The 23939-nt window shown below is 58.6% G+C and carries 26 protein-coding genes; 17 read left to right on the top strand and 9 right to left on the bottom strand.

Annotated elements, in window-relative coordinates:
* Positions 1-177: 177 nt before the first annotated feature.
* Positions 178-474, top strand: coding sequence for a membrane protein insertion efficiency factor YidD (gene yidD, locus NW849_RS08460; protein ID WP_414357215.1), 297 nt, complete (start codon positions 178-180; stop codon positions 472-474).
* 3 nt (positions 475-477) lie between these two features.
* Here yidD and NW849_RS08455 read toward each other — a convergent pair whose 3' ends face one another.
* On the bottom strand, positions 478-861 hold the full coding sequence (locus NW849_RS08455; RefSeq protein WP_414357217.1) for a RidA family protein: 384 nt from the start codon (positions 859-861) through the stop codon (positions 478-480).
* Positions 862-1032: 171 nt separating this feature from the next.
* Between NW849_RS08455 and NW849_RS08450 the strand changes: the two genes are divergently transcribed.
* Both NW849_RS08450 and NW849_RS08445 read left to right on the top strand, forming a co-directional pair.
* Positions 1033-1383, top strand: coding sequence for a phenylpyruvate tautomerase MIF-related protein (locus NW849_RS08450; RefSeq protein WP_414357213.1), 351 nt, complete (start codon positions 1033-1035; stop codon positions 1381-1383).
* Positions 1384-1464: 81 nt separating this feature from the next.
* Positions 1465-2211, top strand: a complete 747-nt coding sequence (locus NW849_RS08445; protein WP_414357211.1) for a TVP38/TMEM64 family protein — start codon at positions 1465-1467, stop codon at positions 2209-2211.
* Positions 2212-2284: 73 nt separating this feature from the next.
* On the opposite strand, the gene gshA is transcribed toward NW849_RS08445, so the two are convergent.
* Positions 2285-3421 carry a glutamate--cysteine ligase gene (gene gshA / locus NW849_RS08440; RefSeq protein WP_414357209.1) on the bottom strand — a complete coding sequence of 379 codons (1137 nt, stop codon included), beginning with the start codon at positions 3419-3421 and terminating at the stop codon, positions 2285-2287.
* Positions 3422-3569: 148 nt separating this feature from the next.
* On the opposite strand from gshA, the gene NW849_RS08435 reads away from it, so the two are divergent.
* The 6 genes from NW849_RS08435 (at position 3570) to NW849_RS08410 (ending at position 9389) form a co-directional block, all read left to right on the top strand.
* Positions 3570-5009, top strand: coding sequence for an NAD(P)/FAD-dependent oxidoreductase (locus NW849_RS08435; RefSeq protein WP_414357207.1), 1440 nt, complete (start codon positions 3570-3572; stop codon positions 5007-5009).
* On the top strand, positions 5006-6307 hold the full coding sequence (locus NW849_RS08430; RefSeq protein WP_414357205.1) for a hypothetical protein: 1302 nt from the start codon (positions 5006-5008) through the stop codon (positions 6305-6307). The genes NW849_RS08435 and NW849_RS08430 overlap by 4 nt, the downstream gene beginning before the upstream one ends.
* Positions 6308-6475: 168 nt before the next feature.
* Complete coding sequence (locus NW849_RS08425) at positions 6476-6817, top strand: hypothetical protein (protein ID WP_238376873.1); 342 nt, start codon at positions 6476-6478, stop codon at positions 6815-6817.
* A gap of 137 nt (positions 6818-6954) precedes the next feature.
* Entirely contained in the window at positions 6955-8256 is a 1302-nt protein-coding gene (locus tag NW849_RS08420; protein WP_414350139.1) for a gamma-glutamyl phosphate reductase, read from the top strand.
* A gap of 125 nt (positions 8257-8381) precedes the next feature.
* Positions 8382-9023 carry a hypothetical protein gene (locus tag NW849_RS08415; protein ID WP_011432202.1) on the top strand — a complete coding sequence of 214 codons (642 nt, stop codon included), beginning with the start codon at positions 8382-8384 and terminating at the stop codon, positions 9021-9023.
* Between the two features lie 3 nt (positions 9024-9026).
* Positions 9027-9389 carry a DUF3493 domain-containing protein gene (locus NW849_RS08410; RefSeq protein WP_011432201.1) on the top strand — a complete coding sequence of 121 codons (363 nt, stop codon included), beginning with the start codon at positions 9027-9029 and terminating at the stop codon, positions 9387-9389.
* Positions 9390-9415: 26 nt separating this feature from the next.
* Here NW849_RS08410 and NW849_RS08405 read toward each other — a convergent pair whose 3' ends face one another.
* On the bottom strand, positions 9416-9784 hold the full coding sequence (locus tag NW849_RS08405) for a hypothetical protein (RefSeq protein ID WP_414357203.1): 369 nt from the start codon (positions 9782-9784) through the stop codon (positions 9416-9418).
* A gap of 237 nt (positions 9785-10021) precedes the next feature.
* On the opposite strand from NW849_RS08405, the gene psaC reads away from it, so the two are divergent.
* On the top strand, positions 10022-10270 hold the full coding sequence (gene psaC / locus NW849_RS08400) for a photosystem I iron-sulfur center protein PsaC (RefSeq protein ID WP_414350136.1): 249 nt from the start codon (positions 10022-10024) through the stop codon (positions 10268-10270).
* A 455-nt stretch (positions 10271-10725) separates the two neighbouring features.
* Here the strand turns inward: psaC and NW849_RS08395 are convergent, their stop codons facing one another.
* Entirely contained in the window at positions 10726-11445 is a 720-nt protein-coding gene (locus NW849_RS08395; protein ID WP_414357201.1) for a DUF554 domain-containing protein, read from the bottom strand.
* A 167-nt stretch (positions 11446-11612) separates the two neighbouring features.
* On the opposite strand from NW849_RS08395, the gene NW849_RS08390 reads away from it, so the two are divergent.
* Together NW849_RS08390 and NW849_RS08385 are read left to right on the top strand one after the other, a co-directional pair.
* On the top strand, positions 11613-12167 hold the full coding sequence (locus NW849_RS08390; protein ID WP_414357199.1) for a GNAT family N-acetyltransferase: 555 nt from the start codon (positions 11613-11615) through the stop codon (positions 12165-12167).
* Between the two features lie 3 nt (positions 12168-12170).
* Complete coding sequence (locus NW849_RS08385) at positions 12171-12875, top strand: esterase/lipase family protein (protein ID WP_414357197.1); 705 nt, start codon at positions 12171-12173, stop codon at positions 12873-12875.
* Positions 12876-12884: 9 nt separating this feature from the next.
* Here NW849_RS08385 and psb29 read toward each other — a convergent pair whose 3' ends face one another.
* Positions 12885-13700 (bottom strand): photosystem II biogenesis protein Psp29, encoded by an 816-nt coding sequence (psb29, locus tag NW849_RS08380; protein WP_414357195.1) that lies wholly within the window; start codon positions 13698-13700, stop codon positions 12885-12887.
* Between the two features lie 52 nt (positions 13701-13752).
* Here psb29 and proB point away from each other — a divergent pair, with 52 nt between their 5' ends.
* On the top strand, positions 13753-14868 hold the full coding sequence (proB, locus tag NW849_RS08375) for a glutamate 5-kinase (RefSeq protein WP_414357193.1): 1116 nt from the start codon (positions 13753-13755) through the stop codon (positions 14866-14868).
* A gap of 64 nt (positions 14869-14932) precedes the next feature.
* Here proB and raf1 read toward each other — a convergent pair whose 3' ends face one another.
* The 4 genes from raf1 to infC all read right to left on the bottom strand — a co-directional run bounded on the left by raf1 (position 14933) and on the right by infC (position 19298).
* Positions 14933-16060, bottom strand: a complete 1128-nt coding sequence (gene raf1, locus NW849_RS08370; RefSeq protein WP_414357191.1) for a RuBisCO accumulation factor 1 — start codon at positions 16058-16060, stop codon at positions 14933-14935.
* Between the two features lie 158 nt (positions 16061-16218).
* Positions 16219-18156: a serine/threonine protein kinase gene (locus NW849_RS08365; protein ID WP_414357190.1), complete on the bottom strand. Its 1938-nt coding sequence runs from the start codon at positions 18154-18156 to the stop codon at positions 16219-16221.
* 104 nt (positions 18157-18260) lie between these two features.
* Positions 18261-18725, bottom strand: coding sequence for a thioredoxin-dependent thiol peroxidase (gene bcp, locus NW849_RS08360; RefSeq protein WP_414357188.1), 465 nt, complete (start codon positions 18723-18725; stop codon positions 18261-18263).
* A 15-nt stretch (positions 18726-18740) separates the two neighbouring features.
* A complete protein-coding gene (infC, locus tag NW849_RS08355) occupies positions 18741-19298 on the bottom strand; it encodes a translation initiation factor IF-3 (protein ID WP_414357186.1) in 558 nt (185 codons plus the stop codon).
* Positions 19299-19559: 261 nt separating this feature from the next.
* Between infC and NW849_RS08350 the strand changes: the two genes are divergently transcribed.
* The 4 genes from NW849_RS08350 (at position 19560) to NW849_RS08335 (ending at position 23533) form a co-directional block, all read left to right on the top strand.
* Complete coding sequence (locus NW849_RS08350) at positions 19560-19880, top strand: hypothetical protein (protein ID WP_414357184.1); 321 nt, start codon at positions 19560-19562, stop codon at positions 19878-19880.
* Positions 19881-19913: 33 nt separating this feature from the next.
* On the top strand, positions 19914-21308 hold the full coding sequence (locus NW849_RS08345; protein ID WP_414357182.1) for an aspartate ammonia-lyase: 1395 nt from the start codon (positions 19914-19916) through the stop codon (positions 21306-21308).
* Positions 21309-21348: 40 nt separating this feature from the next.
* Positions 21349-22068, top strand: a complete 720-nt coding sequence (locus NW849_RS08340) for a Uma2 family endonuclease (protein WP_414357180.1) — start codon at positions 21349-21351, stop codon at positions 22066-22068.
* Positions 22069-22144: 76 nt separating this feature from the next.
* Positions 22145-23533 carry an MFS transporter gene (locus NW849_RS08335; RefSeq protein ID WP_011432179.1) on the top strand — a complete coding sequence of 463 codons (1389 nt, stop codon included), beginning with the start codon at positions 22145-22147 and terminating at the stop codon, positions 23531-23533.
* Positions 23534-23939 lie beyond the last annotated feature (406 nt).

The following is a 23939-nucleotide window of genomic DNA, read 5'->3' as shown; positions in this document are numbered from 1 at the left end:
CCTACTTTATCAAAGGTCTAGCAAGATAAAAGCCGCCCTGGTCGCGTCAGCGGGCCGTAGGCCTTAGGGCGGGGCTTTAAACCCAGTTTTCTTGGTAACTGCAAGGATTGACAATAGAGATCGCCGGTACGTTCCAGATGACCTTGAAGTAGCGATGCGCTTTTTGGACTCCGACCCATGCCCGAACAATCGGATCCCCTCACCCGCAGCTTGATTGCCCTGATCCGGGGTTACCAGGTCGGCATTTCTCCTTGGCTGCCACCTGCTTGTCGCTATTACCCCACCTGCTCTCAGTACACCTTGGAAGCGGTGCGGCGCTACGGTGCCCTACGAGGGGGTTGGCTGGGGATCCGTCGCCTCTGTCGCTGTCATCCCTGGCACCCAGGGGGCTACGATCCGGTTCCCGATTTGCCGGGATCCGCGCCGACCCAGAAACCCTCCCCCCAGCCGGGCTCCCACTCTAGAGACACCTAGCACTTAGGTTGATTGTGGGTAGCAAGCCACAACCTCGATTTCTACTCGGGCATTGAGGGGCAGGCGGGCCACCTGTACGCAAGAGCGAGCCGGAGCCGGATCGGTGGCAAAAAACTCTCGATAAACCTCGTTCATGGCCGCAAAATCCTCCATATCGGCCAGGAAAACCGTTGTCTTCACCACCTGGGAGAGAGTGGTGCCCCCCGCTTCCAGCACCGCCTGCACGTTCAGCAATGCCTGCCGAGTTTGAGAAACAATGTCCTCCCCCACCAGTTTGCCGGTTTTGGGATCCAGGCCCACCTGCCCGGCAGTAAACAGGAATGGCCCCAGAGCAGCAACACCCTGGCTGTAGGGGCCGACAGGAGCGGGGGCAGCTTCGGTTTGCACGCCACAAAGACATGGCCCAGGCCGATCCCGGTAGTGGCCGATCTCTGGCTGGGCCGGCTTCGTCTGCTCCATAGAGGTTTGCCCAACTCTGTCGCTACGCTACCACAGGTGGATCGCCAAAAAGCGGGGCCAAGAATGCCAAGATGAACTCGTTGAGAGGGAGAGGGATCCATGCCGTTGATCAAGCTGCAAACGTCTGTGCAACCAGAAGCCGCCGCGGTAGGGGAACTGCTCAAGGTGCTGTCTGCTGCTCTATCTGAACAGTTGGGCAAGTCGGAAGCCTACGTGATGACTGCCTTTGAAGGTGGGATCCCGATGACCTTTGCCGGCAGTGGGGATCCCTGTTGCTACGTGGAAATCAAGAGTATCGGGCAATTTTCCGCCCAACAAACCCGGGCCATGAGCGAGTTTTTTTGTGGCACCATCGAGGCCCGATTGGGGATCCCCAAGAAGAGGATTTACATTGAGTTCAGCGATGCCAAGGGCTATCTTTGGGGATGGAATGGCACGACTTTCGGGTAAAGATGCTTCCCCCACTCTGAGAGCTGTTTACTCCAGCTTGCTCCAGCTCACCTCACAGGCACTTTACTAGGAGTTTGGCCAATGGAAGAGCTGCCTCAACCCAGCACAAACCCTCAAAAGCAGCGGATTTTGCTCAAGCTTGCTGCGGTTTTGGGCTCGGCCATCTTTATCTTTTGGGCAGCACATCGATTGGGATTTTTTGGGGTTATTCAAGACTGGCTCACCGGGGCTCTGGCTTGGATGGAAAGCTTGGGGCCGCTGGGGCCGATCCTCTTCATTGCCATTTACATTGTGGCGACGGTGCTGCTTTTACCGGCTTCGGTGCTGACCTTGGGGGCAGGAGCTGTGTTCGGGGTGGTGGCCGGAACTGTGTATGTGCTAATCGGGGCAACCATTGGAGCGAATTTGGCCTTTTTCATCGGGCGCTACTTGGCGCGGGAACAGGTGGCGAAATGGATTGAGGGAAATGCCAAGTTTGCGGCCATCGACCGAGCAGTGGGACGTGAGGGATGGAAAATAGTCGGCCTGATTCGGCTGTCGCCTGCGTTTCCCTTCAATGTGCTCAACTACGCCCTAGGGCTGACCCGAATTTCTTTTCTGGATAACTTGTTGGGCACTGCCGGGATCGTGCCGGGCACTTTTATGTATGTGTACATCGGCTCATTGGCGGGATCCCTGGCCAACATGGAAGGCAGGGAGTTGGATCCTCAGGCTCAAACCGCCCAATGGGTCGTTCGCCTCGTGGGGCTCATCGCCACCGTAGCTGCTACCCTCTACGTCACTCGCGTTGCCCGCCAAGCCCTACAAGAAGCGGTGGAGCCTGTTTAGGGGATTTAAGTTGGGTCGAAGATTCAGCGTGTGGAAGGCACCGGGTTGAGAACACTCACCGTTGGGCAGAGGCTTAGCCAACAACTTGGCAGAGGGTTTCCTGCCTCTCTCGGTCTTGTTCGGCCAGCTCCTGGATGGCCTGTTGGTACACTTGGGCAGGCGTGGATCCCTGGTTGACTTGTTTCAGCCAGCGTTGGGCCTCATTGCCCTGGTGGAGCAGAGTTTGCAAGGGAGCTAGAAAACAGCCCAAGCCTTGAGGTTGGCCAATACGCCAAGCTTCGGTCAGCAGCTCTTCGATCCACTCTTGGGCCGCCCGTTCCCGGCCTGTCCGCCAATCGACCAAATGAGATTGCAGCGATTCTCGAGCAGCAGCCTGCTCGTTGGCTTCGCAAAGGCTCTCCAGCTCTGTCGGGGTAAAGGGCCCCCGCAAGGGATCCAGCGCTTCCGGCTGGGCCAGCAACTGCCAGAGACGGGCTTCCACCAAGGCGGTAATCGCCAGAACCATTACCGGATCCCCCACCAGATCGCAAATGCGCAGCTCCACGCGGTTGAGGTGGTAGGGCCGCTCCGGGCCGTTGGGTCGCACCGAGGCCCACAGGTGGCGCACATTCTGCATGGTGCCCAGGGCTAGCTGCTCCTGGATCCAGGCAATGTAGTGGGCGTGATCCCGGAAGAAGGGCACCTGAGCCGGCGTTTTGGGGAACACCTGCCAACGGCTGGAGTGGGATCCCGTCACCCGTCCGTCCAGAAAAGGGGAGGAAGCGCTCAGAGCTAGGTAGAGAGATGCTTCCGCTCGCAGCAGGCGACAGGCCCGGAAGATGGCCTCGGTACCTGGCAGGCCAACATTGATGTGAATGCTAGCAGTTACCACCCGCGTGCCATAGGTGCGCTCGATGTAGTCGTGGTAGGGGTTGCCGGGATCCGACCGCTCGAAGTGGTCGCTGCCGCCCAAAGCTAGCGTGCTCCCTGGCAGAAGGGTGTAAGGGCCAAGACGGCGCAAAAATTGCCGCAACTGTAGGCGAGGCCGCAACAAGGCACAGAGCAGGTCTTCGTAGCGGCGGAGAGGGGGGGTGATATACTCCACGTTGCGCCGATCCGGCTCCCGCACAAACCCTGGCAAAGCTTGGCAAATGCGATCCGACAAGCCCACCACTTCCCCGGCGGCGGTGCCGGTGTACATTTCCACCTCAAAGCCCTTGGTTAACAGCACAGGCCAGCCTCCAGCCGCAGCCTCACCAGTCTAACCTTTCTCTTCTCCCCTCATTGTCCTGGGGTTTGGCAGGGAGTTGGCCGATGGTAGGGAAGTTTCTCGACCTGTTTTAGAATGTCCCTGTAAAGCAGTTTCGGGAAGAGACAGAGTGGGGGATCCCATCTACATCCTGGGAGCGGGGCCGGCAGGCATGGCGGCTGCCTATCGCTTGAACCAACTGGGTTTTTCCGTAGTGGTGGTAGAACGAGAGGAGAAGGTCGGGGGTTTGGCCAAAAGTATTCAGTATCAGGGGTTTATCTTGGACTATGGCCCGCACCGTTTTTTCACTAAAATCCTGCCGGTGCGAGAGTTGTGGAATCAGGTTTTGGAATCCGAGCAAGTAACCGTCCGACGGCTCACCCGCATCTATTACCGCAAGCAGTATTTTCAGTACCCCATTCAGGCCTGGGAAGTCCTGCGCAAAGTGGGTTGGTGGGAAAGCCTGCACATTGTCCTTTCCTATCTCTGGGCACAATTAATTCCGCGACCAGCTCCCCAGAACTTTGCCGACTGGGTCAAAGGCAAGTTCGGCACCCGACTCTTTCAAATGTTCTTTGAAGGATATACGGAAAAGCTTTGGGGGATCCCTTGTACCGAGATCAGTGCTGATTGGGCTGCCCAGCGCATCAAAGGTCTCAGCCTTGGGCAAGCCATCCAAAAGGCCTTGGGGTGGAATCGAAGCTTGGCCAAGTCTCTGATCGACCAGTTTCAGTTTCCTCGTCTGGGATCCGGGCAGCTCTATGAAAAAATGCAGGAGTATTTGCTTGCCGAGGGACAAAAAGTCCTGCTCAACACAGAAGTAGTCACCCTCAGACATCGGGGATCCCAAGTTGTCGAGCTGCAACTGCGCAATCTTCAGGATGGAAGTGAAACTTGGGTCTCCCCCTCCCACGTCATTTCCTCGATCCCTCTGACGGTGTTGGTGCAGAGCCTGCGGAAATTGCCTCCCCCCCAAGTGCTGCAGGCAGCCCGCAATCTCAGATTTCGCAATACTGTCTTGGTTTACTTGATTGTGCAGGGATCCCAGCTCTTCCCCGATAACTGGCTGTATATCAACGATCCAACGGTGGGGGTGGGACGGGTGACCAACTTCGCCAATTGGTCTCCGGCCATGTTGCCCAACCAAGAGCAAACCCCCTTGTGCTGTGAGTATTGGTGCAACTTTGGGGATCCCTTGTGGCAAGCTCCTGAGGAGGAATTGCTGGCTTTGGCCGAGAAGGAGCTGCGTCAAATTGGCCTGCTTCACGATCAAAAGATCTACAGTGGCTTTGTGGTGCGCCTGCCCCGCACTTATCCCATCTATACCGGTAGCTATAAAGAAGATTTAGCCATTTTGCAGGAGTATCTCAGCCAGTTTGAAAATCTACAAGTGGTGGGCCGCTACGGCTCATTTAAATACAACAACCAAGATCACAGTTTACTGATGGGCTTGCTGGCGGCTGAGAACATTCTCCGACCCGGTAGTCACAATCTCTGGCAGGTGAACTCCGACGACGATTACCATGAAGAAATCAAAGTGCCATCTTCACCCTTAACGATTCAGCGATGAGCTTTCCTCTCAGTCATCTGTTGCAGCGAGGTCGGCAGCATCTTGCCCCTTTTTTAGGGAAAATCTTGTTGCCCAGCTTGGCCTTGACGGTGCTGCAGATCTTCATGATCCCGTTCTGGAGTGAGGAGAGCGACTATGCTTCTGCCTTCACAGCCCTGAGTCAGCGGGATAGCTATTGGTATCTCAGCATTGTGCGGCGGGGGTACCAGTTTGTGGGTTTCGACAAGATTGCCTATGAGCAGAGCAACGTAGCTTTTTTCCCCGGCTATCCCCTGGCAGTGGCCGCAATCAGTCACCTTGTGGGAGTTGACCCTGAACTGGGGCTCTACCTCACCGCCCAGCTCTTTTGCTGGCTGATGTGGGTTTACCTTTTCCTGTTTTACCGCAGGTGGCAAATTCCCCCCCTCTGGCAAATTTTGGCCAGTTTGCTCATCTTCTTTTATCCCACCAGCTTTTACCTGGTCGTGGGCTACAGCGAATCTTTGTTTATGGCCAGCCTACTGGGTTTTCTCTACTGGTCAATTCACGGGGGCCGTCCCCTGCTGATGCTCCTGGCTGGGATCCACGGCTTGGTGATGAGTGCTACTCGGATTGTCGGCTTGCCGGTGGCGCTGCTCCCTTTTTTGAATCTCCTGAAAGCGGGGGAGAGAACCCAAGCCCGCCGTTGGTTTTGGACGAGTATGGCAGCGAGCTTGGCTCTGTTGGGTGGCCTGGGCTTTTTTCTCTACTGTCAGCTCCGCTTCGGACGCTGGGATCTCTACCTGGAAATGCAGCGTTACTTTACCGGCGTGAAAGCCAATTATCAAGCTATTTTCCAAGCTCGCACATATGTCCTTTCCGCCGAACGCTGGCAAAGCTTACTCTCTCTTTCTGCACCGATGAAAGACCCTGGGCTGTGGGCTGACGCTCTTAGCCAACTGTTTGTGTCTGCCACCCTGGGATCCCTGCTTGTTACAGGTTTAATGGATGCGGCAGGAGTTATGGCAGGTAGAAGCCAGTGTTGGCGGGAGCGGCTGGGATTTCATCTGGCTGCTTGGGCCATGTTTTACATTGCCCTGACGGGTACGAGCCCCTTGGGCCAGCGAAGCATGAGCCGCTATTGTCTGCCGGTTCACATCCTGCAGGTGTTGGCGTTGGTACATTGGGCCAAACACACCGATTTCAGCTTCATCCCCCAAAGGGTGCTTGGCTATCTTGGCACTATCCTGAAGCTGGGCTACGGGCTTCTAGCTTTGATCTTCCTCGCCCTCAACCAAATCCTCACCTGGCGCTACGTCCACCATCTCTGGGTGGCTTGACTCCGCTTTCCTGAAGATAGGATGTGAGGGATCCCAACTTCTCACCGGCTGAGAGCTGTGGCCTTCTCTTCTCCCCGCAAGTCTCCCCGTCAAAACTCAGCCCCGCGTGTCGCTCAGACCCTTGAGCCCGCCAAAATTTACCCCTGCCCGTGCTGCCATCAAGGTCAGTTGCGCCTGATCACCCTAACCGAAGCCTTTGGGTGTAGCCGTTGCCAGCATATTTTTGCCATTACCCCCGACCGCCTGTACATCGAGCAACTGGCCGTTTCTTATCCCTACCGCAAAATGTGGTTCTGGAACGGCTACCAATGGGTGTTGCGGCGGGAAAACACCCTACAGGGATCCGCGCTCTTGGGCCTCACCCTCAGCTTGGGCATTGTCTTGGCGGTTGGGTTCATCGGCGCAGTGCTCTTCCCAAACCAAACCCAGTTGCTCAGTTGGTTCATGATTCTCGGCTTGTTGTTGACGCTGTTGATGGTAACGGCGATCTTGCTGCTGCGGCGGCCCTGAGGTGAGTGAGATTTTCTCCAGCGACTGGTCTCCAGAATTGGCAGCCCCAGCACTTGTGGATCCAACCATTTCTTGTTAGCAGTGGTCTGGAGAACGCAGCGGGTCTGTCTCTAATGGGCTAGGCGGGAGAAGTTCAAGTGACAGATTTCGGTTCAGACTTTGACTTAGGTACCACTCTGCGACAGGTACGCCGCTTACTACCGCAGATGCAGCGGTTGAGCAGCCAAACCAAGCGCCAGGCCCTGCTGGCTCTCTCGCGGTGTTTGTTGGAGCGCTCCGATCTGCTCCTGGAAGCCAATACCCTCGACCTGGAAAGTTGCCGCGAGCAAACCGTACCGGAGTGGATCCTCAACGGCCTGAAGCTCACCCCCGAGCGTCTACAGCGATCCGCCCAGTTGCTGACTCTCCTGGCCCAGCAGCCGGATCCCATTGGCAAGCTGGAGAAAGGGCACCGCCAGGAGAATGGCCTGTTTATTGGCCGCTACCGCGTCCCGTTGGGGTTGATTGCTCTGGTCTACGAAATCTACCCCGAGTTTGCCTTAAATGGCATTGGCATGTGCCTAAAAACAGGAAATGGCGTGATTTTGGCCAGCAGCGGTCCCATCCAGAAAACTCACCAGGCTATGGTCAACCTGTTGGCAGAGACGGCTTATGAGCACGGGATCCCGGAAGGGGCCATTCAAACCTTGCCCGCCCAAGACCGAACCGCAGATCCCCAAGTAGATTCCCCACTATTGCCGTTGTTACAGCAAACCCGCTACCTAGACCTGGTGATTCCCTGCGGTCGCCCCGGCTGGGTGGAGTTCCTGTTGCAGGCCAGCAAAGTGCCGACTCTGGCTACCCATTTGGGCTACGGCCACATCTATCTGGATCGCACCGCCCCTTGGCCTTTGGTCAAGTCGGTTTTGTTGGATCCCCTCGCCCAGTATGGCTCAGAAGGGATCCCCATCTATCAGCCTCTCACCCTCTGGCTGCTGATCCACACCGATTGGGCCGCCAACCATCTGACCGCCTTGGTGGAGGACTTGCTGGGTCACGGGATCGATATCCAGGCAGCCGCCTCCATTCTGGAACAGTTCCCGCAGCTCCAGCCGCTTGGGCAAGGCTTTGACTCGACGGAACGACCTCATCTGCGCCTGCAGCCCATTGCCGACCTGACGGAGGCGATCGCCTGGATTAACAAAAATGGTTGCCGTCAATCGGAGACGATCCTCACCGATAGCCAATCGGCGGCCCAGCGCTTTCTCCAGGAAGTAGATGCCGCCCTGATCCACATCAACACTTCCCCCCTCTCGGCAGGCCGGGGAGCTGGGATCCCCACGTTGGGAGCGTTTCGCGACCTGTCTTTGGGCATTTCTACCCAGCGGCTGCACGTGCGCGGGCCCATCGACGTGGAAGCCCTGACAACGGTGAAGGTGGTGGCTCAGGGTGACCTGTAGAGCTGGAAGGTTGGTCGGCCCGCCCAAGGACCCAAGAGCTGCGATGAGGCTGGAGAAGAATAAGAATAGTAAAGAATAGATCGACATCAGCTCACCATCCAACCGAGCCCAAAGGGAGGACTTTTTTGGGGATCGACCTTCGCAGTTACGTGTTTTTGGATCGGCTGCAACCCCAGTATGCTGCTTATCTGGGCACAGTAGCCTACGGCTTTTTGCCCCTGCCTGGGGACACTTCTTTGTGGGTCGAGATTTCCCCCGGCATCGAGATCAACCGCGTTATGGATATTGCCCTGAAGGCCACCTCGGTGAGGCCGGGGCTGCAGGTGGTGGAACGCCTCTACGGCCTTCTGGAAGTACACTCCAGCAACCAAGGGGATACCCGCACCGCCGGACGGGCGATTCTGGCTGCCTTAGGGGTGAGTGAACAGGAGCGCCTCAAGCCCCGCATCATCTCCAGCCAGATCATCCGCAACATCGATCCCCACCAAACCCAGTTGATTAACCGTTCCCGCCGTGGCCAAATGCTCCTGGCTGGCCAAACCCTCTACATCCTGGAGGTGCAACCGGCAGGCTATGCCCCCCTGGCTGCCAACGAGGCAGAAAAATCTGCCCAGATCAACATCCTGGAGGTGATGCCTTTCGGTAGCTTTGGCCGCGTGTACTTGGGAGGGGAAGAGCGAGATATTCTGGCCGCCTGCCGCGCTGCCGAAGCCGTTTTGGCGGGGGTTTCCGGTCGGGAGCCCCTCTTGTTGCCTGAGGAGGTGTAGCCAATGGCAGACTCCGATCCCAAGCCAAGATCGCCCCTGTCGCAGCGGCGGGATCCCTCTTCAGCGGAGCAAGTGAGGCTCTTGACGGAGCTGGCCGCTCCCTACCGCAGCTTGCGGCGCTTCATCTACTTGGCGGTGGGGTTCTCGGCTACCATCGGGGCGTTTGTGTTTTTCTTTCGAGCCCTGGCGGGACGGGACTTGAACACCACCTTGCCCAGCTTGGCCTTACAGTTGGGGATCCTGGCCGGCGCCATCGGCCTAAACAGGCTGGAAAACCGCTCTCACCAGAAGGTGATCAGACAGGTCAAACAACGCTTGGGCATGCAGCAAGACTCCCAGGAGCCCCAACGGTCGGCGGACAGTTAGCCCGCCCATTCCCCGCAGCCCCTTTCTCAATCCAGATCAAAGTCATCATCATCCGCGTCAGCACTGCGCAGATAGCGGCGCTGAGTTTGGCGAGCGGGATCCCCTTGTGACCACTTTTGGACAATTTGGACACCCAGAAAGGTCAGAAAGGCCCCCAAAGCCACAAACGTGAGAAGTGGGATCGCCAGGATCACCACTGCGCCCAGGACATAGATAGCCACCTTGGGCAGAGACGGATCCACCCCCCAGCGGCGGCTGCGCACCCAATCGGTGAGCTGCTGATCCCATTGGCGCAGGCGAGGCCTGTTCTCCTCGAAGATCTCCAGCAAAATCGGCCCCAGACGACGCAGATTGCCCTGAGTTTGCCTTCGCCAATCCTGCACCGAACGCCCCATGTTCAGGATCCCTTGTCCTGTGATCTTCAGGCCGATCCTAGCCCAACCCTAGCAACCTTCCCATCAGCTCAGAGGACGACCCCACCGGATGTAAATTTGTTTGAACATTTGGATCGGAGATTTTGGAGGCTTCCCAGGACTACAGTACACTGAGGGCACTGGCGCAGCGATGTTGCTGCCATGCCGATTCGGTAAACCTTTTTTTAACTTTTCAACCTGCTCGACTGGAGAACGCTAATGGCTCACTCGGTCAAGATCTACGACACCTGCATCGGCTGCACTCAGTGTGTGCGGGCTTGTCCCACCGACGTGTTGGAGATGGTGCCCTGGAAAGGAAAAAACAAAGCTGGGATGATCGCGGCTGCCCCCCGCACCGAAGACTGTGTTGGCTGCAAACGCTGTGAAACCGCTTGCCCTACCGACTTCCTGAGCATCCGGGTCTACCTTGGCCCCGAAACCACCCGCAGCATGGGCTTGGCCTACTGAGTTGCTGGGGGCTGGTTGCATCCTGATTTGCAATTGCCTATAAATTACTGGCAAAAGCTTCACCGAGAGTTTGGCGTGCAAGCCCCGGCATTGATGCCTGGGAAAGAGTCGTCATCAAGCTTAACCAAAAAACTGGGTTTAAAGCCCCGTCCTTCCAGGGCGGCTTTGCACTATGCTGCCTGTAGCGGCGGGGTAGTCAACCGCTCTTGCCTAACGCCTGCTGTCCGCAAGTCCCCCCTTCGGGGGGATTCATAGAAAGCAAATTCGAAAGCATTTGAAAAGCCAAGTAGCTTTTGGAACGTTCCGCTCGTAGGGCTTCCTGCACCAACTGTTCTCTGGTGGTGTGGCTGAGTAGCTCTTTCAGACTATCGGGGGTCATCAGAGATTGGATCCCAGTTAACCGCCGGCCATTAAGCGGTTTCTGACCCTTTCTACCTCCCAACCGACCTGGAAACCTAGAAGTGGAGATCCCAAACGGGGAAAAACCCCACCAGCAGCTCCACGATCACCAAAGCCGGTAGCAAGTTGGCCACCCGCAGGCGGGCCAGGCCGAGCAGGTTGAGGCCAATGCCCAAGATCAGGATCCCACCGGTGGCCTCCAAGGCGGCGATCAGGTCTGGGCGCAACAGAGGCTGCAACTGCCGCGCCAACAAAGCCACTCCCCCCTGAACCAGGAGCACCGGCACCGCAGAAAATAGGGTGCCCCAGCCAAGGCTGGCGGTGAAGGCGAGGGTGGCGATCCCGTCCAAAGCGGCTTTCACCAACAACAGCGAGGGATCCCCCAATCCATCCTGGATGGATCCCAGCAGGGTCATGGGGCCGACCACAAACAGGATGCTGGTGGTGACGAAGGCACGGGTAATCGGGTTGGGGCCCAGCCAACGGCTTACCTGCTTTTCCAGGGCCTGGCCAATCCGCTCAAAAGCAGCCTCGATGTCAATCCACTCCCCCAGCACAGCTCCTGACATCAGAGCAACCAAAACCGTTACCGCTTGGGCGGCACTGCCGAGGGTGAGGGCCATTTGGATCCCTAAGACCAGCACCAGGGATCCCATGGCTTGCAAAAGGGTTTGGCTCATTCGCTGGGGCAGGCGGCTACCTACTCCCCAACCAAGGCCGCTCCCCGCCAAGATGGCGAGGGTATTGACGAGAGTGCCGGTGCCGGGAGGAACCATAGACTTTTTAGCGCCCAGACTTTCCACTCTCAGTTTCCGATAAAGACCTGTCCCAAGCCTGCGCGGAAGCACCTATGCAGATTCAGCTATTCCCGCTGCCAATCCTGGCTATACTGAGGACACGCCTACCTGATCAGATGGGGGCTTTCACTCCACGAAGACATCCGATGAGCTTTTGGAAGGGCCTGTTCGGGGCAGCAGGGGCCGCTTCGACGAAAGAGTTGGCGCAAAAAACGACGGCCAAAGCTGGTCATGTTGCCGCGCAGCGCAGTCGCGACCGTCAGGAAGTGGTGGCGGTACAGGGCGAGTCCATCCTGTTCAGCTTGGATCCCAACTTGGATCTGTACGAGCTGGAGGAGCTCTGCGATGCGGTGGGATGGTCGCGTCGTCCCATTCCCAAGGTGAGAAAAGCCCTGCAGCACAGCTTTTTGGTGGTGTCGATGTGGCAGCAGCGGGGCAGCTATCGTCGCCTCATCGGCTTTGCCCGGGCAACGTCCGACCACGCCTTCAATGCCACCATTTGGGACGTGGTGGTTCATCCCGATTTCCAGGGCAAGGGTCTGGGCAAGCGGCTGATGGAAAAGGTGATCCAAGAGCTGCGCGCCCAAGACATCAGCAACATCACCCTTTTTGCCGATCAAGGGGTGGTCAGCTTTTACGAGCGGCTGGGCTTCACCCCCGACCCCGAGGGGATCAAAGGCATGTTCTGGTATCCCCGCTAGCGTATGGCTCCTCTGGTGATTTTGCCCGGTTATCTGGCGGGCGCGTCGGAGTATGAGCCCTTGCGTCAAGAGCTGGAAGCCCGCGGCTATGCGGCACGGGTGGTGCCGTTACGGGTGCGCAGTTGGTTTCCCACGCTGGGGGGAAGGCCCGTCACTCCCATCCTGTGGGCGCTGCGAGAGGCCATCCAAAAGACCTGCGCTGAGTTTGGGGTTGACCGGGTTAACCTGGTGGCCCACTCCGCCGGCGGCTGGATTGCCCGCATCTACCTGGGATCCGTGCCTTACGGGGGACAGGTGTGGCAGGGGCGGGAGCACGTCGCTACGCTGATCAGCCTGGGATCCCCTCACATCAGCCGGGAGCGCTGGACGAAGCGCAATTTGGACTTTGTCAACACCCACTATCCGGGGGCCTTTTGGCCCGAGGTGAACTATGTGTGCGTGGCGGGCAGAGCCATTCAGGGGCGGCGCTTGGGCCTGGGATCCCTGTGGCGACAGGAGGATTATCTGGCTTGGCTGGCCTACAACAGCTATTGGCTCACGGCTGGACAGGGGGAATTGTGGGGCGATGGCATTATCCCCATCGAGGCTGCCCACTTGCAGGGGGCTGTCAATCTCACCCTGCCCGACTGTTACCATTCCGGTCGGGGTGGACGGCGCTGGTATGGATCCCCCGAGGTGGTGGAAACCTGGGCTCGGTATTTGGCTTAGGGCCTGCCTTTAGCTGCTGGGCTCGCTCGGGTCGGCAAGGGAAGTCTCGGGCAAAGAGGCGGCGGATTGGCGGCGTTCCTGCTGGCGTCGGGCGGCTTTCACCATCTCCTCGACCACAGCCCGCGCCTGCTTCATGCGATCCAAACTACTCCGATAGAGCTCCAGATCCTTTTTCACCCGCTCTGCCGAAAAGGGCAGCTTGCCCACCACATCCTCCAAAAAGCGGCGGGTGCGCTCTTCCGCTTCTTTGTAAAGGGACTTGGCCACGGCTTCATAGGCTGTATAAAGGCCAACAGCCAAGACCCGGCTGTAGGCATAGGGCGGCTGAGTCATGCGCTCCAAAATGGCTTTCAACCCGCCCACATCTTCCGCCTCTGGCTTGAGGCAAAGGAGATCCAGTCTCTGACGGGGATCCCCGCTGCTCATCAACTCCAGCAGATCGCGGGCATTCTTGCGCAACACCTCCGGCTTGAGGTGCAAAGCCTTACAGAGGGCGTTGAAAATGGCTTCTCGCTGTTCGGGGGGTTGGTAGGCTTCCATCAGCCCGTCGTAGAGGGTGACCATCCCCAAGGCAAAAAACGGATCGTAGATGAAGGTGCTGTTGACGGTGGTCAGGTGCAGCTCGACCAACAACTCCTCCACCACCCGGCGATAGACGGCGTTGATCGGGCGAGGGTAGGCGCTGAAAAAGGCCGCTTTGGTGGCGGAGAGGGTGCGAACAGGATTCACAGGCAGACAAAAAAAGGTGAGCTTGAGGACGGCTTTCTCTGTTCTATTCTCGCCTGTGGTGACCCTGAGGGCAAGCGACGACCAATACAGCCGCATCTTGGCTCCGCTATGGTGAATAGATGGGTGGGAAGATGGGTTGAGGGAGGCGATGGCAACAACAGACGTGACGGTGGTGGTGAAGATCGGCACCTCTAGCCTGACAGATACTCAGACCGGCTCGTTGCGTCTTTCCGTATTGGGGCCGCTGGTGGAGGTGCTGACTCACCTGCGCCGGCAGGGATACGCGGTGATCTTGGTCTCCTCCGGGGCGGTGGGGGTGGGCTGTGCTCGCCTTGGCTGGCGGCAACGACCGACGGCCATTGCCGAAAAGCAGGCGGTGGCTGCGGTGGGACAGGGGCGGCTGATCCGCCTTTACGATGACCTCTTCTCGGCTCTGAACCAGCCGATTGCCCAAGTGCTGCTCACCCGTGGCGATCTGGTGGAGCGCAACCGCTACGTGAACGCCAATCGCACGTTTGCCCAATTGCTGCAGATGGGGGTTATTCCCATCGTCAACGAAAACGACACGGTGGCGGTGGAAGAGTTGAAGTTTGGTGACAACGACTCGCTTTCGGCGTTGGTGGCCAGCATGGTGCAGGCCAAGTGGCTCATCCTGCTCACCGATGTGGACAAGCTCTATTCGGCTGACCCCAACCGAGATCCTTCCGCTGAGCCCATCGAGCGGGTGTTGCCCGGGATCCCCCTACAGGTGAAGGCCGAAGCCCAGGGCAAAAGTGGCTGGGGCACCGGCGGCATGGCCACCAAGCTGACCGCTGCTCAAATTGCTACAGCCGCAGGGGTAACGGTGGTGATTACCAATGGCAAACGGCCTGAGCAAATTCCGGCCATTCTGGCCGGCGAGGCCATCGGCACCCGCTTTGATCCGGCTCCCCAGCCCGCCAGCGCCCGCAAGCGATGGATTGCCTACGGCCTTATCCCCGAGGGATCCCTGACGTTGGATGAGGGGGCGGTACGAGCGGTGTGCCAGCAGGGGCGCTCGCTGCTGCCGGCAGGGATCACAGCCATTTCTGGAGACTTTGAGGCGGGGGCCGCCGTGCGCTTGTGCGATCCCAGCGGTCAGGAGGTGGCGCGGGGCCTGGTGAACTACAGCGCCGAGGAGCTGCGGCAGATCAAGGGCAAAAAAACTGCCGAGATCCCTCACATCCTGGGCTACGAAGGGGTTGATACTGCCGTCCATCGGGATAACTTGGCTTTGCTCAATTGAGGCCGTTCAAGCTCGGTGCTCCGCACCACTGGCGCCAATGGGGAAACGGCTGGGATCCCCATGCCTATTCCTCCAACTGCCAGAGATCCTGGGCCAGCGCCTCAAAGTGCTCCGCACCGCCAGCGCCAACGAAAACCCGCGGGGGGCGCACTGCCATCAGCACCTGGCCCAACAGGGGAGAGGAGGGCGAGTCTTCTATCCACTCCACCGCCAGGGATCCGGCCTGATCCACCAGGAAAAATCCTGCCATCTGATCTCCCTCCCAAACCCGAATGGCGCGATCGACCACCAGCAAGACCGGATCCTGCTCTTCGCCGGTGGGCACCGGCAAGCCCAATAGGGATCCCAAAAGCCTGTTTTCCACCTGGAGGATCACCGGATCCCCGGCCTTTTGAATCACCGGCCAAGCGGGCAAGGCCATCCAAGTTTGCTCCGTCGGGCTGTTAACCCAGCCAAAGGGCCCTTGGGGCTGGCTGGAGGGGATCCCTTCCCAGGCGGCAGTTGCAAGAGGCAGGGAGCCGGCCACCGGCAGCAGGCGCGGCAGATCTTCTTCCAGGCAAAACACCGACAGCTTGGGCAAAACGCTACGTTGGGATCGGGAGCCAGCAGTAACTGCAGACAAAAGCTGCTCCACCTGCCGGCGGGCTGTATCGCTGTGGACATACTGAAATGCTCGACCGATAGCGCGAGTTCGCTCCTGCAGATCGCGGGTTTGCTGGGCCGTTCTCCAGGCTTGATAGGCTACCGCATCGCCGGGGTGATCCGTAAACCCTTCCGGAAGCTGTTGGAGCTGGGCATAATTTTTCACGGCGCGGGCGATCTCATGAGCATCAGCGGCATTCAAATGGCGACTGAAGATAAATTCCGCCACCCGAACCCGATCCTGTGGAGAGAGAATGCGCAACTCGTAGAGGATATCGCTACCTTTGTGGGCAAAATGCTCCAGAACTGCTGGGCTGGCTCCTGCTTTGGCTATCCCTTCGTAAACTTGGGCCGCAACGATGATCTGGTTTTGGTGAATGGGCTCAAACCCCGTCGCCTCGAAGATGGCCTGCGGGGTCATTTTCTGTTGTTGCAAGGTTTGGCATGCTTTGGCCCAATCCAACCAACGGCCCTCTTTGCGTCGCAGTCGGCCTACCAACAGGCTGGGATCCTCTTCCACGGCAGAAGGTTCCGGCAGATACTGACTCATGGCAAGGCTTCCTTTCCAACAGGCTCGACAAATCCCCGCTGCCCTATGCAGCAGCCCAGCAGATCTGGCCGGGCATCTCGCCAAGCTCGATTTTAAAGTGATCTTAAAGTTCTGCCCAAGTCCGGCCGCGACAGCGGGACGGAGTTCTTGGCGCAACTCTAGATCGCTGGATTGCACAGCATCACCTGGGAAGGCTGTCCGCTCACCGGCAAGCGGTTCAGAGCCAATTGCCAAAGCTGGAACTGGGGGGGCTTTTCTGCTTTGGGCACTTGCAGCCAAACCTTGCCTCTTTGGCCCACTTGCAACACCTGTGAGCCGTCAGGCACGGCCATCTGGGCCAGGGGATCCCCTTTTTCACCATACAGCCAGAGGGAAGTGGATTGTTCCCCATCTCGACACAACAGCAGCACTCCCCAAGGAGCCTTGGCCATCTGGACAGGCCAACCTTTCAAAAACCAGCGGCGCACCCGCAGCGGATTCACCTGCACCGAGTCGAGATAGGGGCAGAAATCCTGCTGGCCTTCCTTGCCCCCATCTGTTGCCGCGAAGAGCAACCGTTCCCCCAGGCTGATCACCATCCCTTCGGGATCCAAGGGCAGGCGATGGCGAACGGGCTGGGATCCCGTCTGCAGAGGCAAACCAGTCGCGACAGCAGGACCGAGTCTTTGGGGATGGGGCAAGAGGCTCATCTCCACCCACTGCTGCCCCACACCTGTCAACAAAACCAGATGCTCCGAGAGGGCCAGCAAGCGGGACAGGGATCCCTGCCAAGGCCAGCGGAAATAACAGCGGGAATCGGGGAAAGGCTGTGTTCCTGTCGGCTGCCATTGTACTGCCCCCAACTCTTGGGCGGTGGCCCAGAACAGCTCCTGTCGCTCTGCCAGCCAGGTGGCCTGCCAATCCCCTTCAAAGCTGAGCAAGGTACGGATGCGGCTGGGGCTGAGGTGCAAAAGGCTGCTTTGGGAGAAGGCCAGGGCCTCTGGGAAGGTGTTCAAGGGCAGCACCGCCCGAATCGGCTCATCCAGGGGGAAACGGGCCAAAGCAGGGGATCCCGAGGCAAGGTTCTGGAGATCCAGCCATTCCAGCCTCTGGGGAGTCACCCGCAACAGCAGTGGCGATCTGGAGCCGCCCGGATCCTCGCAGATGCAGAACTTGTGCTCAGATAGGAACTCCATTCCGCCAGCGTCAACAGAGCCCGGATCCGGCAGATCCCAAACCTGCACCCCAGGGGGCGGCCACCTGGGCAGGCGAGGGCCAACCCAACAACTGGCCGGCTCTTGCCACTCTTGGGCAAACACCGCCAAGGCCGACCGCATTTGGGCAGCAGTGCGGAACCGCCGCGAGGGCAACTTGCGTAGGGCTATCTCCAGCACCTCCCGCAGCGGGGCAGGGATCCCTTCTGGACAGACAAACGGCTGGTTGAGGTGGGCGTGCATCAACTGGCCGGGAGATCCGGAAAAAGGCCGTCGGCCCGTCAGCAGCTCCACCAGGATGATCCCCACCGCGTAGAGATCGGAAGCGGGACTGAACTGGCCATAAAACCGCTCCGGGGCCATGTAGGCAGGGGATCCGGTGGCGGTGATCTCGCCGGCAGCAGGCTGCAGGCGACGGGCGATGCCAAAATCCGTCAACTTCAGTTGCCAGCCTTGGGGCGTGGGCTTGAGCAGGATGTTCTCGGGCTTGACATCGCAGTGGATCACCCCCTGGCAATGGGCATGCTCCAACCCGGCCAAAATCTGATCCACAAAGCCCAAAACCTGTTTGACCGGCAGCCACAGCCCCTGTTCCACCTGGTTGATCAGCTCCCGCAGAGTGCCCCCCTCGCAGTACTCCAACACCAGGTAGCGACCCTCGCGGGCATGTTCGAGGGCATAGCAGCGGGTGATGTTGGGGTGGTTCAGGGTGAGCAGATGGCGCAGCTCCCGCAGCAGATTTTGGGTGGGAAAGCGCTCCGCCTGCAGCTCCTTCAGGGCCACCAGCTCTCCCCCCTGGTGGGGACGGGCACAGAACACGCGCCCATACTGCCCTTGGCCGGCCAAACCCAACATTTGGTAGCTATCGTGAATCGACTTGAGGGTACGGCTGCGTCGGGACACGGCCCCAGCCCAAGGGAAATCTCAGCACCTTTATCCCTAGCATGGAAATCTCCTCCCAGAATCGCCGCTTTTGGCGAATGGCCAGTTTCTTCCCAGCCGGGAAGCTATGAACCAGTCAATTGCTTGAGCAGCTCCGCCGCGTGGGTTTCCACGTTGATCTTGGTGATGATGGCCTCGATCTTCCCCTCCGGATCGATCACAAACGTGGTGCGGTGAATGCCGTTGTACTCTTTGCCCATAAACTTCTTCGGGCCAAAGACGCCATAAGCACTGGCCACCTTGCCTCCTTCATCCACCAACAACGGAAAAGGGAGCCGGAACTTCTGGGCAAATTTCTGGTGGGAGCGGGCATCGTCGGCGCTCACCCCCAAAATGCGGATCCCTTGCGCCTGATAATCGGCGTAGGCATCCCGAAAGCCACAGGCTTCTCGGGTGCAGCCGGGAGTGTTGTCTCGTGGGTAGAAGTAGAGCACCACCCGCTGGCCCCGCAACTGGCTCAAGCTGATGAGATTGCCCTCGGCATCGGGCAAGGTGAACTCAGGAGCGGGATCCCCAACCGCAAGGGGCATAGGTGGGATCCCTCCTCAGACCGATTTTTTGGGAGAGAGAATCATCGTGATGTTTCGCCCTTCCTTTTGGGGAGGCTGCTGCATTTCCGCCACGCCCTCCAGGTCTTTGAACAAGCGCTGCAGCAATTCTTCCCCCAGCTCGGCGTGCTGGGCCTCGCGACCGCGGAACATCACGGTGGCTTTCACCTTGTCTCCATCCCCCAAGAACTGCTGGGCGCTGCGCAGGCGGACATGGTAATCGTGCTCGCCGATGTTGTAGCGAAACTTCACTTCCTTGATCTCGGCGGTGTGTTGCTTCTTGCGGGCCTCCCGTTCTTTTTTCTCCTTCTCAAACTTGAACTTGCCGTAGTCCATGATGCGGCAGACGGGCGGATCGGCCTTTTCGCTCACCAAGACCAAATCCAGATCTTTTTCTTCTGCCAGGCGCAGGGCCTCGCGCGGGCTCATGATCCCCAACTGGGTGCCGTCGGTATCGATGAGGCGGATTTTGGGGAAGCGGATGCGCTCGTTGATGGCCGGCAGCTCTGCACGCTGCTTGCGGGGGAAGCGGTCAAGTGGACGCTCTACGGTCAAGTTTTCCTCTCTGAACGAAATGAACAGCACAAAACCCATGCTAAGTAGAAGCAAGCCCCCTAGGAGCAGTGCCGACCCGTGGATTTGAACTTATCCAATCAAAGTCGGCTATCGGCCCGCAGGCTAAGGCATGCTGCACCTATACTAACCGGCATTTTCTACCTCCTTCTAGAGCTATCAAGAGTTGTCAAGGCCCGCTCACTTGGGGATCCTGCCAGATTGGGGCAACAACCGCGGTAGGATACCAAAGTGGCGATCCTGATGGGATCAAAGGTTGTTTGTCGGCCAGCAGGGAGGGCAGAAGCGGTGCAGCTCGGTTTAACGGAACGGGAACTGACAGAGTTGGCCCAAAAGTCGGTTCAGCTCATCCTGAGCCCGCGGGAAGGAGATAGCGAGGCGCTGATCCAGTACAAGTCTTCGGCGGAATTTCGAGCAGGGGTGCACCTGGCCTGTGCGGCCATGGTGTTGGTCTTGGCCGAGAACAACGAGCGCCTCGGCCAACAGTTGCTGGCCACTTTACAGAACTTACAGAAAGGATCCCCGGCCCTCGAGACACCCTCGGAGGGGACTACCGGAAGTTAGCCCAGGGATCCGCAAACGGGAGAGGAGAACGCCTTGGCCGAGGTACGCAGCGAGCGGGACTCGATGGGGGAGCGGCAACTGCCGCAGTCGGTTTATTACGGCATTCAAACCGTCCGCGCCCTAGAGAACTTTCCCATCAGCGGCCTCAAGCCCCTGCCGGAGTATGTAGAAGCCTGCGTGCTGATCAAAAAAGCGGCGGCAGAGGTCAATGGAGAGTTGGGGTGCATTCCGGCAGAGGTGGCCAAGGCGATTGTGCAGGCGGCGGATGAGATCCTACAGGGATCCCTGCGGGATCAATTTGTGGTGGATATCTACCAAGCAGGGGCAGGCACCTCTCACCACATGAATGTCAACGAAGTGTTGGCCAACCGCGCCTTGGAGATCCTGGGGGAGCCCAAAGGCTGCTACCAGCGGGTCAGCCCCAACGATCACGTCAACTACGGCCAATCCACCAACGATGTCATTCCTACCGCCATTCGCCTGGCTGCCCTGCTGCGGGTGCGGCGGGATCTGCTGGGCACTCTAGACAATTTGGTGGCAGCCCTCGAGCAGAAGGCAAAAGACTTTCACGGGATCCTCAAGGCCGGTCGCACCCATTTGCAGGATGCGGTGCCGGTGCGGCTGGGGGACAGCTTTGGCGCCTACGCGGCCATCTTTGCCCAACACCGTCGGTGGATCGAGGAGGCCAGCCAGGCCCTGTGCAGCTTGGGGTTGGGGGGAAGCGCTGTCGGCACCGGCCTCAACACCCATCCCCAGTATCGGCAGCGGGTGGTGCAACGGCTGGCGGAATATACTCAGCTACCCCTGACCCCTGCCCCCCACCTGATGGCGGCGATGCAGAGCATGGCCCCCTTTGTGCATCTGTCGGGATCCCTGCGCAACTTGGCCCAAGATGGCATCAAGTTGGCCAACGACCTGCGGCTGATGGATTCCGGCCCCAAGACCGGCCTCAAGGAGATCCAACTCCCCCCGGTTCAGCCCGGCTCTTCCATCATGCCCGGAAAGTATAACCCGGTAATGGCCGAGATGCTGAACATGGTCTGCTTTCAGGTGATCGGGCTGGATACCGCCATCACCCTCTGTGCTCAGGCGGGGCAATTTGAGCTGAACGTGATGATGCCCCTCATTGCTTATGACCTCCTGCACAGCCTACAGATCCTAAACAACAGCCTGCGGGTCTTCACCGAGCGCTGCATTCAAGGCATCACCCCCCAACCGCAGCGATGCCGCGGCTACGCGGAAGGGACGCTGGCTTTGGTGACTGCTCTCAACCCCTACATCGGCTACTTACAAGCGGCAGAGGTGGCCAAGGCTTCTCTGGAAACCGGCCAGCCCATTCGACAGATTGTTTTGGAGCGCAACCTCATGACCCCAGAGCAGGTGGCGGAAGTGCTGGATCTAGAAGCCATGAGCCAAATGCAGTCCTAACCCATTCGCTACAGTGGAGGCATACTGCTCCTGCCCGGCCATGACCATTACCCCCTATCGCTGGCCCACCCAGCACGACTTGCCCGATACAGACGACACCCCCTTGGACAACGAGGATCAAGGCCGCCAATACCCCCTCCTCCGGGAACCGCTGCTGCTGCACTGGTCAGATCGGCAAGACTTTTTTGTGGCTTGCAATATGGGCCTTTACTACGCCCTACCCCGGCAGGTCATTGTTCCAGATTTGTTTCTGGTGCTGGGGGTTCCCCGTTGGCGGGATGGCACTGCCCGCAAAAGTTATGTGGTTTGGGATGAAGGGAATATCTTGCCTATTCTCATCTTGGAGATCATCTGCAACGACCAGGGGGAAGAAAAACCCGGACAAGCCAAATTCCAGCTCTACGAAAGGCGGCTGCGGATCCCCTACTACGTCACCTTCGAGCTAGAGACCGATGAGCTGAATGTTTATCAACTCCAGGGCGGACACTATGAGCTGCTCCCCGGCTCAGGCGCTGGAGAACATCCCCCAATTCTGTTGCCCGATTTGGACTTGAGTATCGGTCGGTGGTGGGGATCCTACGAGGGGCGAGAACGCTTTTGGGTGCGCTGGTACGATAGGGCAGGGCAATTGTTGCCTACGGGAGCAGAATTGGAGCGGCAACGGGCAGAATTGGAACGGCAGCGGGCAGACCTAGAACGCTCCCGAGCCGAACGACTGGCCCAGCGGCTACGAGAGCTGGGAGAAGACCCCGAACTTTGATCTGCTCTTTCAGGGATCCCCAAAGAAATCTCCACCTACCCCGTACACTGCGATCCTGGCATTCCAGGGGGACATGATGACCAGACAACGACTCAGCCTGTGGACGAAGCTGGCCTACGGGGTGGGGGATCTGGGCACAGGCATGACAGCTAACATCCTCATCTTTTTCTTGCTGCCCTTTCTCACCAATACCGTTGGCATGTCGGCAGGCCTAGCCGGCAGCATCTACGCCATCACTCGCTTTTGGGATGCCATCAACGATCCCATCATCGGCATTCTCAGCGACCGCACCCGCACCCGTTGGGGCCGTCGCCGCCCCTGGCTGCTGTTTGCAGCCCTCCCCTTTGGCCTCACGTTCCTGGCCCAGTGGTGGATCCCTTTTCCCGGTCGGATTGGCCCCCTGTTTGCCTACTACCTGGCGGTGTCGCTCTTGTTCAATACCTTCTACTCGGCGGCCAATATTCCCTACGCCTCCCTGACAGCGGAGCTGACCCAGGATTACGACGAGCGCACCCAGCTCAACCAATTCCGCTTTGCCTTCTCTGTAGGGGGCAGCATGGTTGCGGTGGTTACCTTTCCGCTTTTGGTCAACCTGCTGCCGGATCGGGCTGCCGGCCATCTGCTGGCCGGAGCCTGTTTTGGAGTGATCTCGGCTGTGCCCTTGCTGATCTGTTTTTGGGGGGTGCGAGAACGGTATCCATCCCAACGGGATCCCATGCCCCTGGTTCAACAACTGCGGGTGGCCTTCAGCAACCGCCCCTACCTGTTTGTCAGCGGCATCTACCTGTGTTCTTGGCTAGCGTTTCAGTTCACAGCCACAATCATCCCTTATTTCATCGTCTTCTGGATGGGCCTGCCGGAGGTGTGGATTTCCTTGGTGGTACTGGCGGTACAGGGGATCGCAGTGCTGACGCTGTTCGGTTGGACCCAACTGAGCACCCATCTGGACAAGCGCACCATGTACCTCATTGGGGCGGGGTTTTGGCTGATCTCGCAGGCAGGCCTGTTTTTTCTCCAGCCCGGGCAGCAGGGGATCATGATTGGGCTGGCTCTGTTGGCCGGCATTGGGGTTTCTGCTACGGCCTATCTCGGCCCTTGGTCCATGTTGCCGGATGTGATCGATCTGGATGAACTACAAACCGGGGAGCGGCGGGAGGGGATCTTCTACGCTTTTATGGTCTTCTTACAAAAGGTGGGCCTGGCGCTGGGGCTGTTTTTCGTGGGGCAAGCTCTGGATTGGGCCGGCTTCGTGCCTTCGGTGGCCGGAGAGGCCCTGCCCATCCAGCCGGAATCGGCTTTGTTGGCCATTCGCGTTGCCATTGGCCCCTTACCGGGAGTGGCTTTGATCGGCGGGATCTTGCTGGTGTGGTTCTACCCAATCACCCGGCAGCGTCATCAGCAGATCCTGATGGAATTGGAAGAAAGACGGCAACAATACCACCCCAGCACCGAAAGATCTCCTTAGACCGCAAAATAGGCTACGGTTTCTAGCGGCAGAGCAACTGGCGCAATTGCGGGGGTTTTGATCTTCGGCCCAGGCTACTCCTCTCTCAGGGGCCTGCAGGATTACCTCATCAATGGCCTGAAAAAATGGCCTGAAAATCGATCACTCCTTCATCTCGCGCTGGGGGCCGAATGAAGAAAATGCCGAGACCATTGCCTGATCATCACCTTGGCCCGCAGCCTGGGAATAGATGTCACTGCCGAGGGGATCGAAACCCTACAGCGACTGCACCAATGAGGCTGTTGAACTGCGAGTATGGCCAGGGCTATTTCTTCGCCAAACCTCTCTAGGATGCAGGAGCATGACTCTAGTCAATGATACGCTGGACTATACTGAAAATAATGTACAGTATGTTCAGTATGGCTGC

This window comes from Synechococcus sp. R55.3, assembly GCF_047461975.1.
GTDB lineage: Bacteria > Cyanobacteriota > Cyanobacteriia > Thermostichales > Thermostichaceae > Thermostichus.
This window is presented reverse-complemented; position numbering and strand designations above follow the sequence as displayed.

What these genes read in the sequence shown, in the direction of transcription:
- yidD (WP_414357215.1), top strand. Translation starts at nt 178, where the DNA reads ATGCCCGAACAATCGGATCCCCTCACCCGCAGCTTGATTGCCCTGATC.
- NW849_RS08450 (WP_414357213.1), top strand. Translation starts at nt 1,033, where the DNA reads ATGCCGTTGATCAAGCTGCAAACGTCTGTGCAACCAGAAGCCGCCGCG.
- NW849_RS08445 (WP_414357211.1), top strand. Translation starts at nt 1,465, where the DNA reads ATGGAAGAGCTGCCTCAACCCAGCACAAACCCTCAAAAGCAGCGGATT.
- NW849_RS08430 (WP_414357205.1), top strand. Translation starts at nt 5,006, where the DNA reads ATGAGCTTTCCTCTCAGTCATCTGTTGCAGCGAGGTCGGCAGCATCTT.
- NW849_RS08410 (WP_011432201.1), top strand. Translation starts at nt 9,027, where the DNA reads ATGGCAGACTCCGATCCCAAGCCAAGATCGCCCCTGTCGCAGCGGCGG.
- NW849_RS08405 (WP_414357203.1), bottom strand. Translation starts at nt 9,784, where the DNA reads ATGGGGCGTTCGGTGCAGGATTGGCGAAGGCAAACTCAGGGCAATCTG.
- psaC (WP_414350136.1), top strand. Translation starts at nt 10,022, where the DNA reads ATGGCTCACTCGGTCAAGATCTACGACACCTGCATCGGCTGCACTCAG.
- NW849_RS08395 (WP_414357201.1), bottom strand. Translation starts at nt 11,445, where the DNA reads ATGGTTCCTCCCGGCACCGGCACTCTCGTCAATACCCTCGCCATCTTG.
- NW849_RS08390 (WP_414357199.1), top strand. Translation starts at nt 11,613, where the DNA reads ATGAGCTTTTGGAAGGGCCTGTTCGGGGCAGCAGGGGCCGCTTCGACG.
- NW849_RS08385 (WP_414357197.1), top strand. Translation starts at nt 12,171, where the DNA reads ATGGCTCCTCTGGTGATTTTGCCCGGTTATCTGGCGGGCGCGTCGGAG.
- psb29 (WP_414357195.1), bottom strand. Translation starts at nt 13,700, where the DNA reads ATGCGGCTGTATTGGTCGTCGCTTGCCCTCAGGGTCACCACAGGCGAG.
- proB (WP_414357193.1), top strand. Translation starts at nt 13,753, where the DNA reads ATGGCAACAACAGACGTGACGGTGGTGGTGAAGATCGGCACCTCTAGC.
- raf1 (WP_414357191.1), bottom strand. Translation starts at nt 16,060, where the DNA reads ATGAGTCAGTATCTGCCGGAACCTTCTGCCGTGGAAGAGGATCCCAGC.
- bcp (WP_414357188.1), bottom strand. Translation starts at nt 18,725, where the DNA reads ATGCCCCTTGCGGTTGGGGATCCCGCTCCTGAGTTCACCTTGCCCGAT.
- NW849_RS08350 (WP_414357184.1), top strand. Translation starts at nt 19,560, where the DNA reads ATGGGATCAAAGGTTGTTTGTCGGCCAGCAGGGAGGGCAGAAGCGGTG.
- NW849_RS08340 (WP_414357180.1), top strand. Translation starts at nt 21,349, where the DNA reads ATGACCATTACCCCCTATCGCTGGCCCACCCAGCACGACTTGCCCGAT.
- NW849_RS08335 (WP_011432179.1), top strand. Translation starts at nt 22,145, where the DNA reads ATGACCAGACAACGACTCAGCCTGTGGACGAAGCTGGCCTACGGGGTG.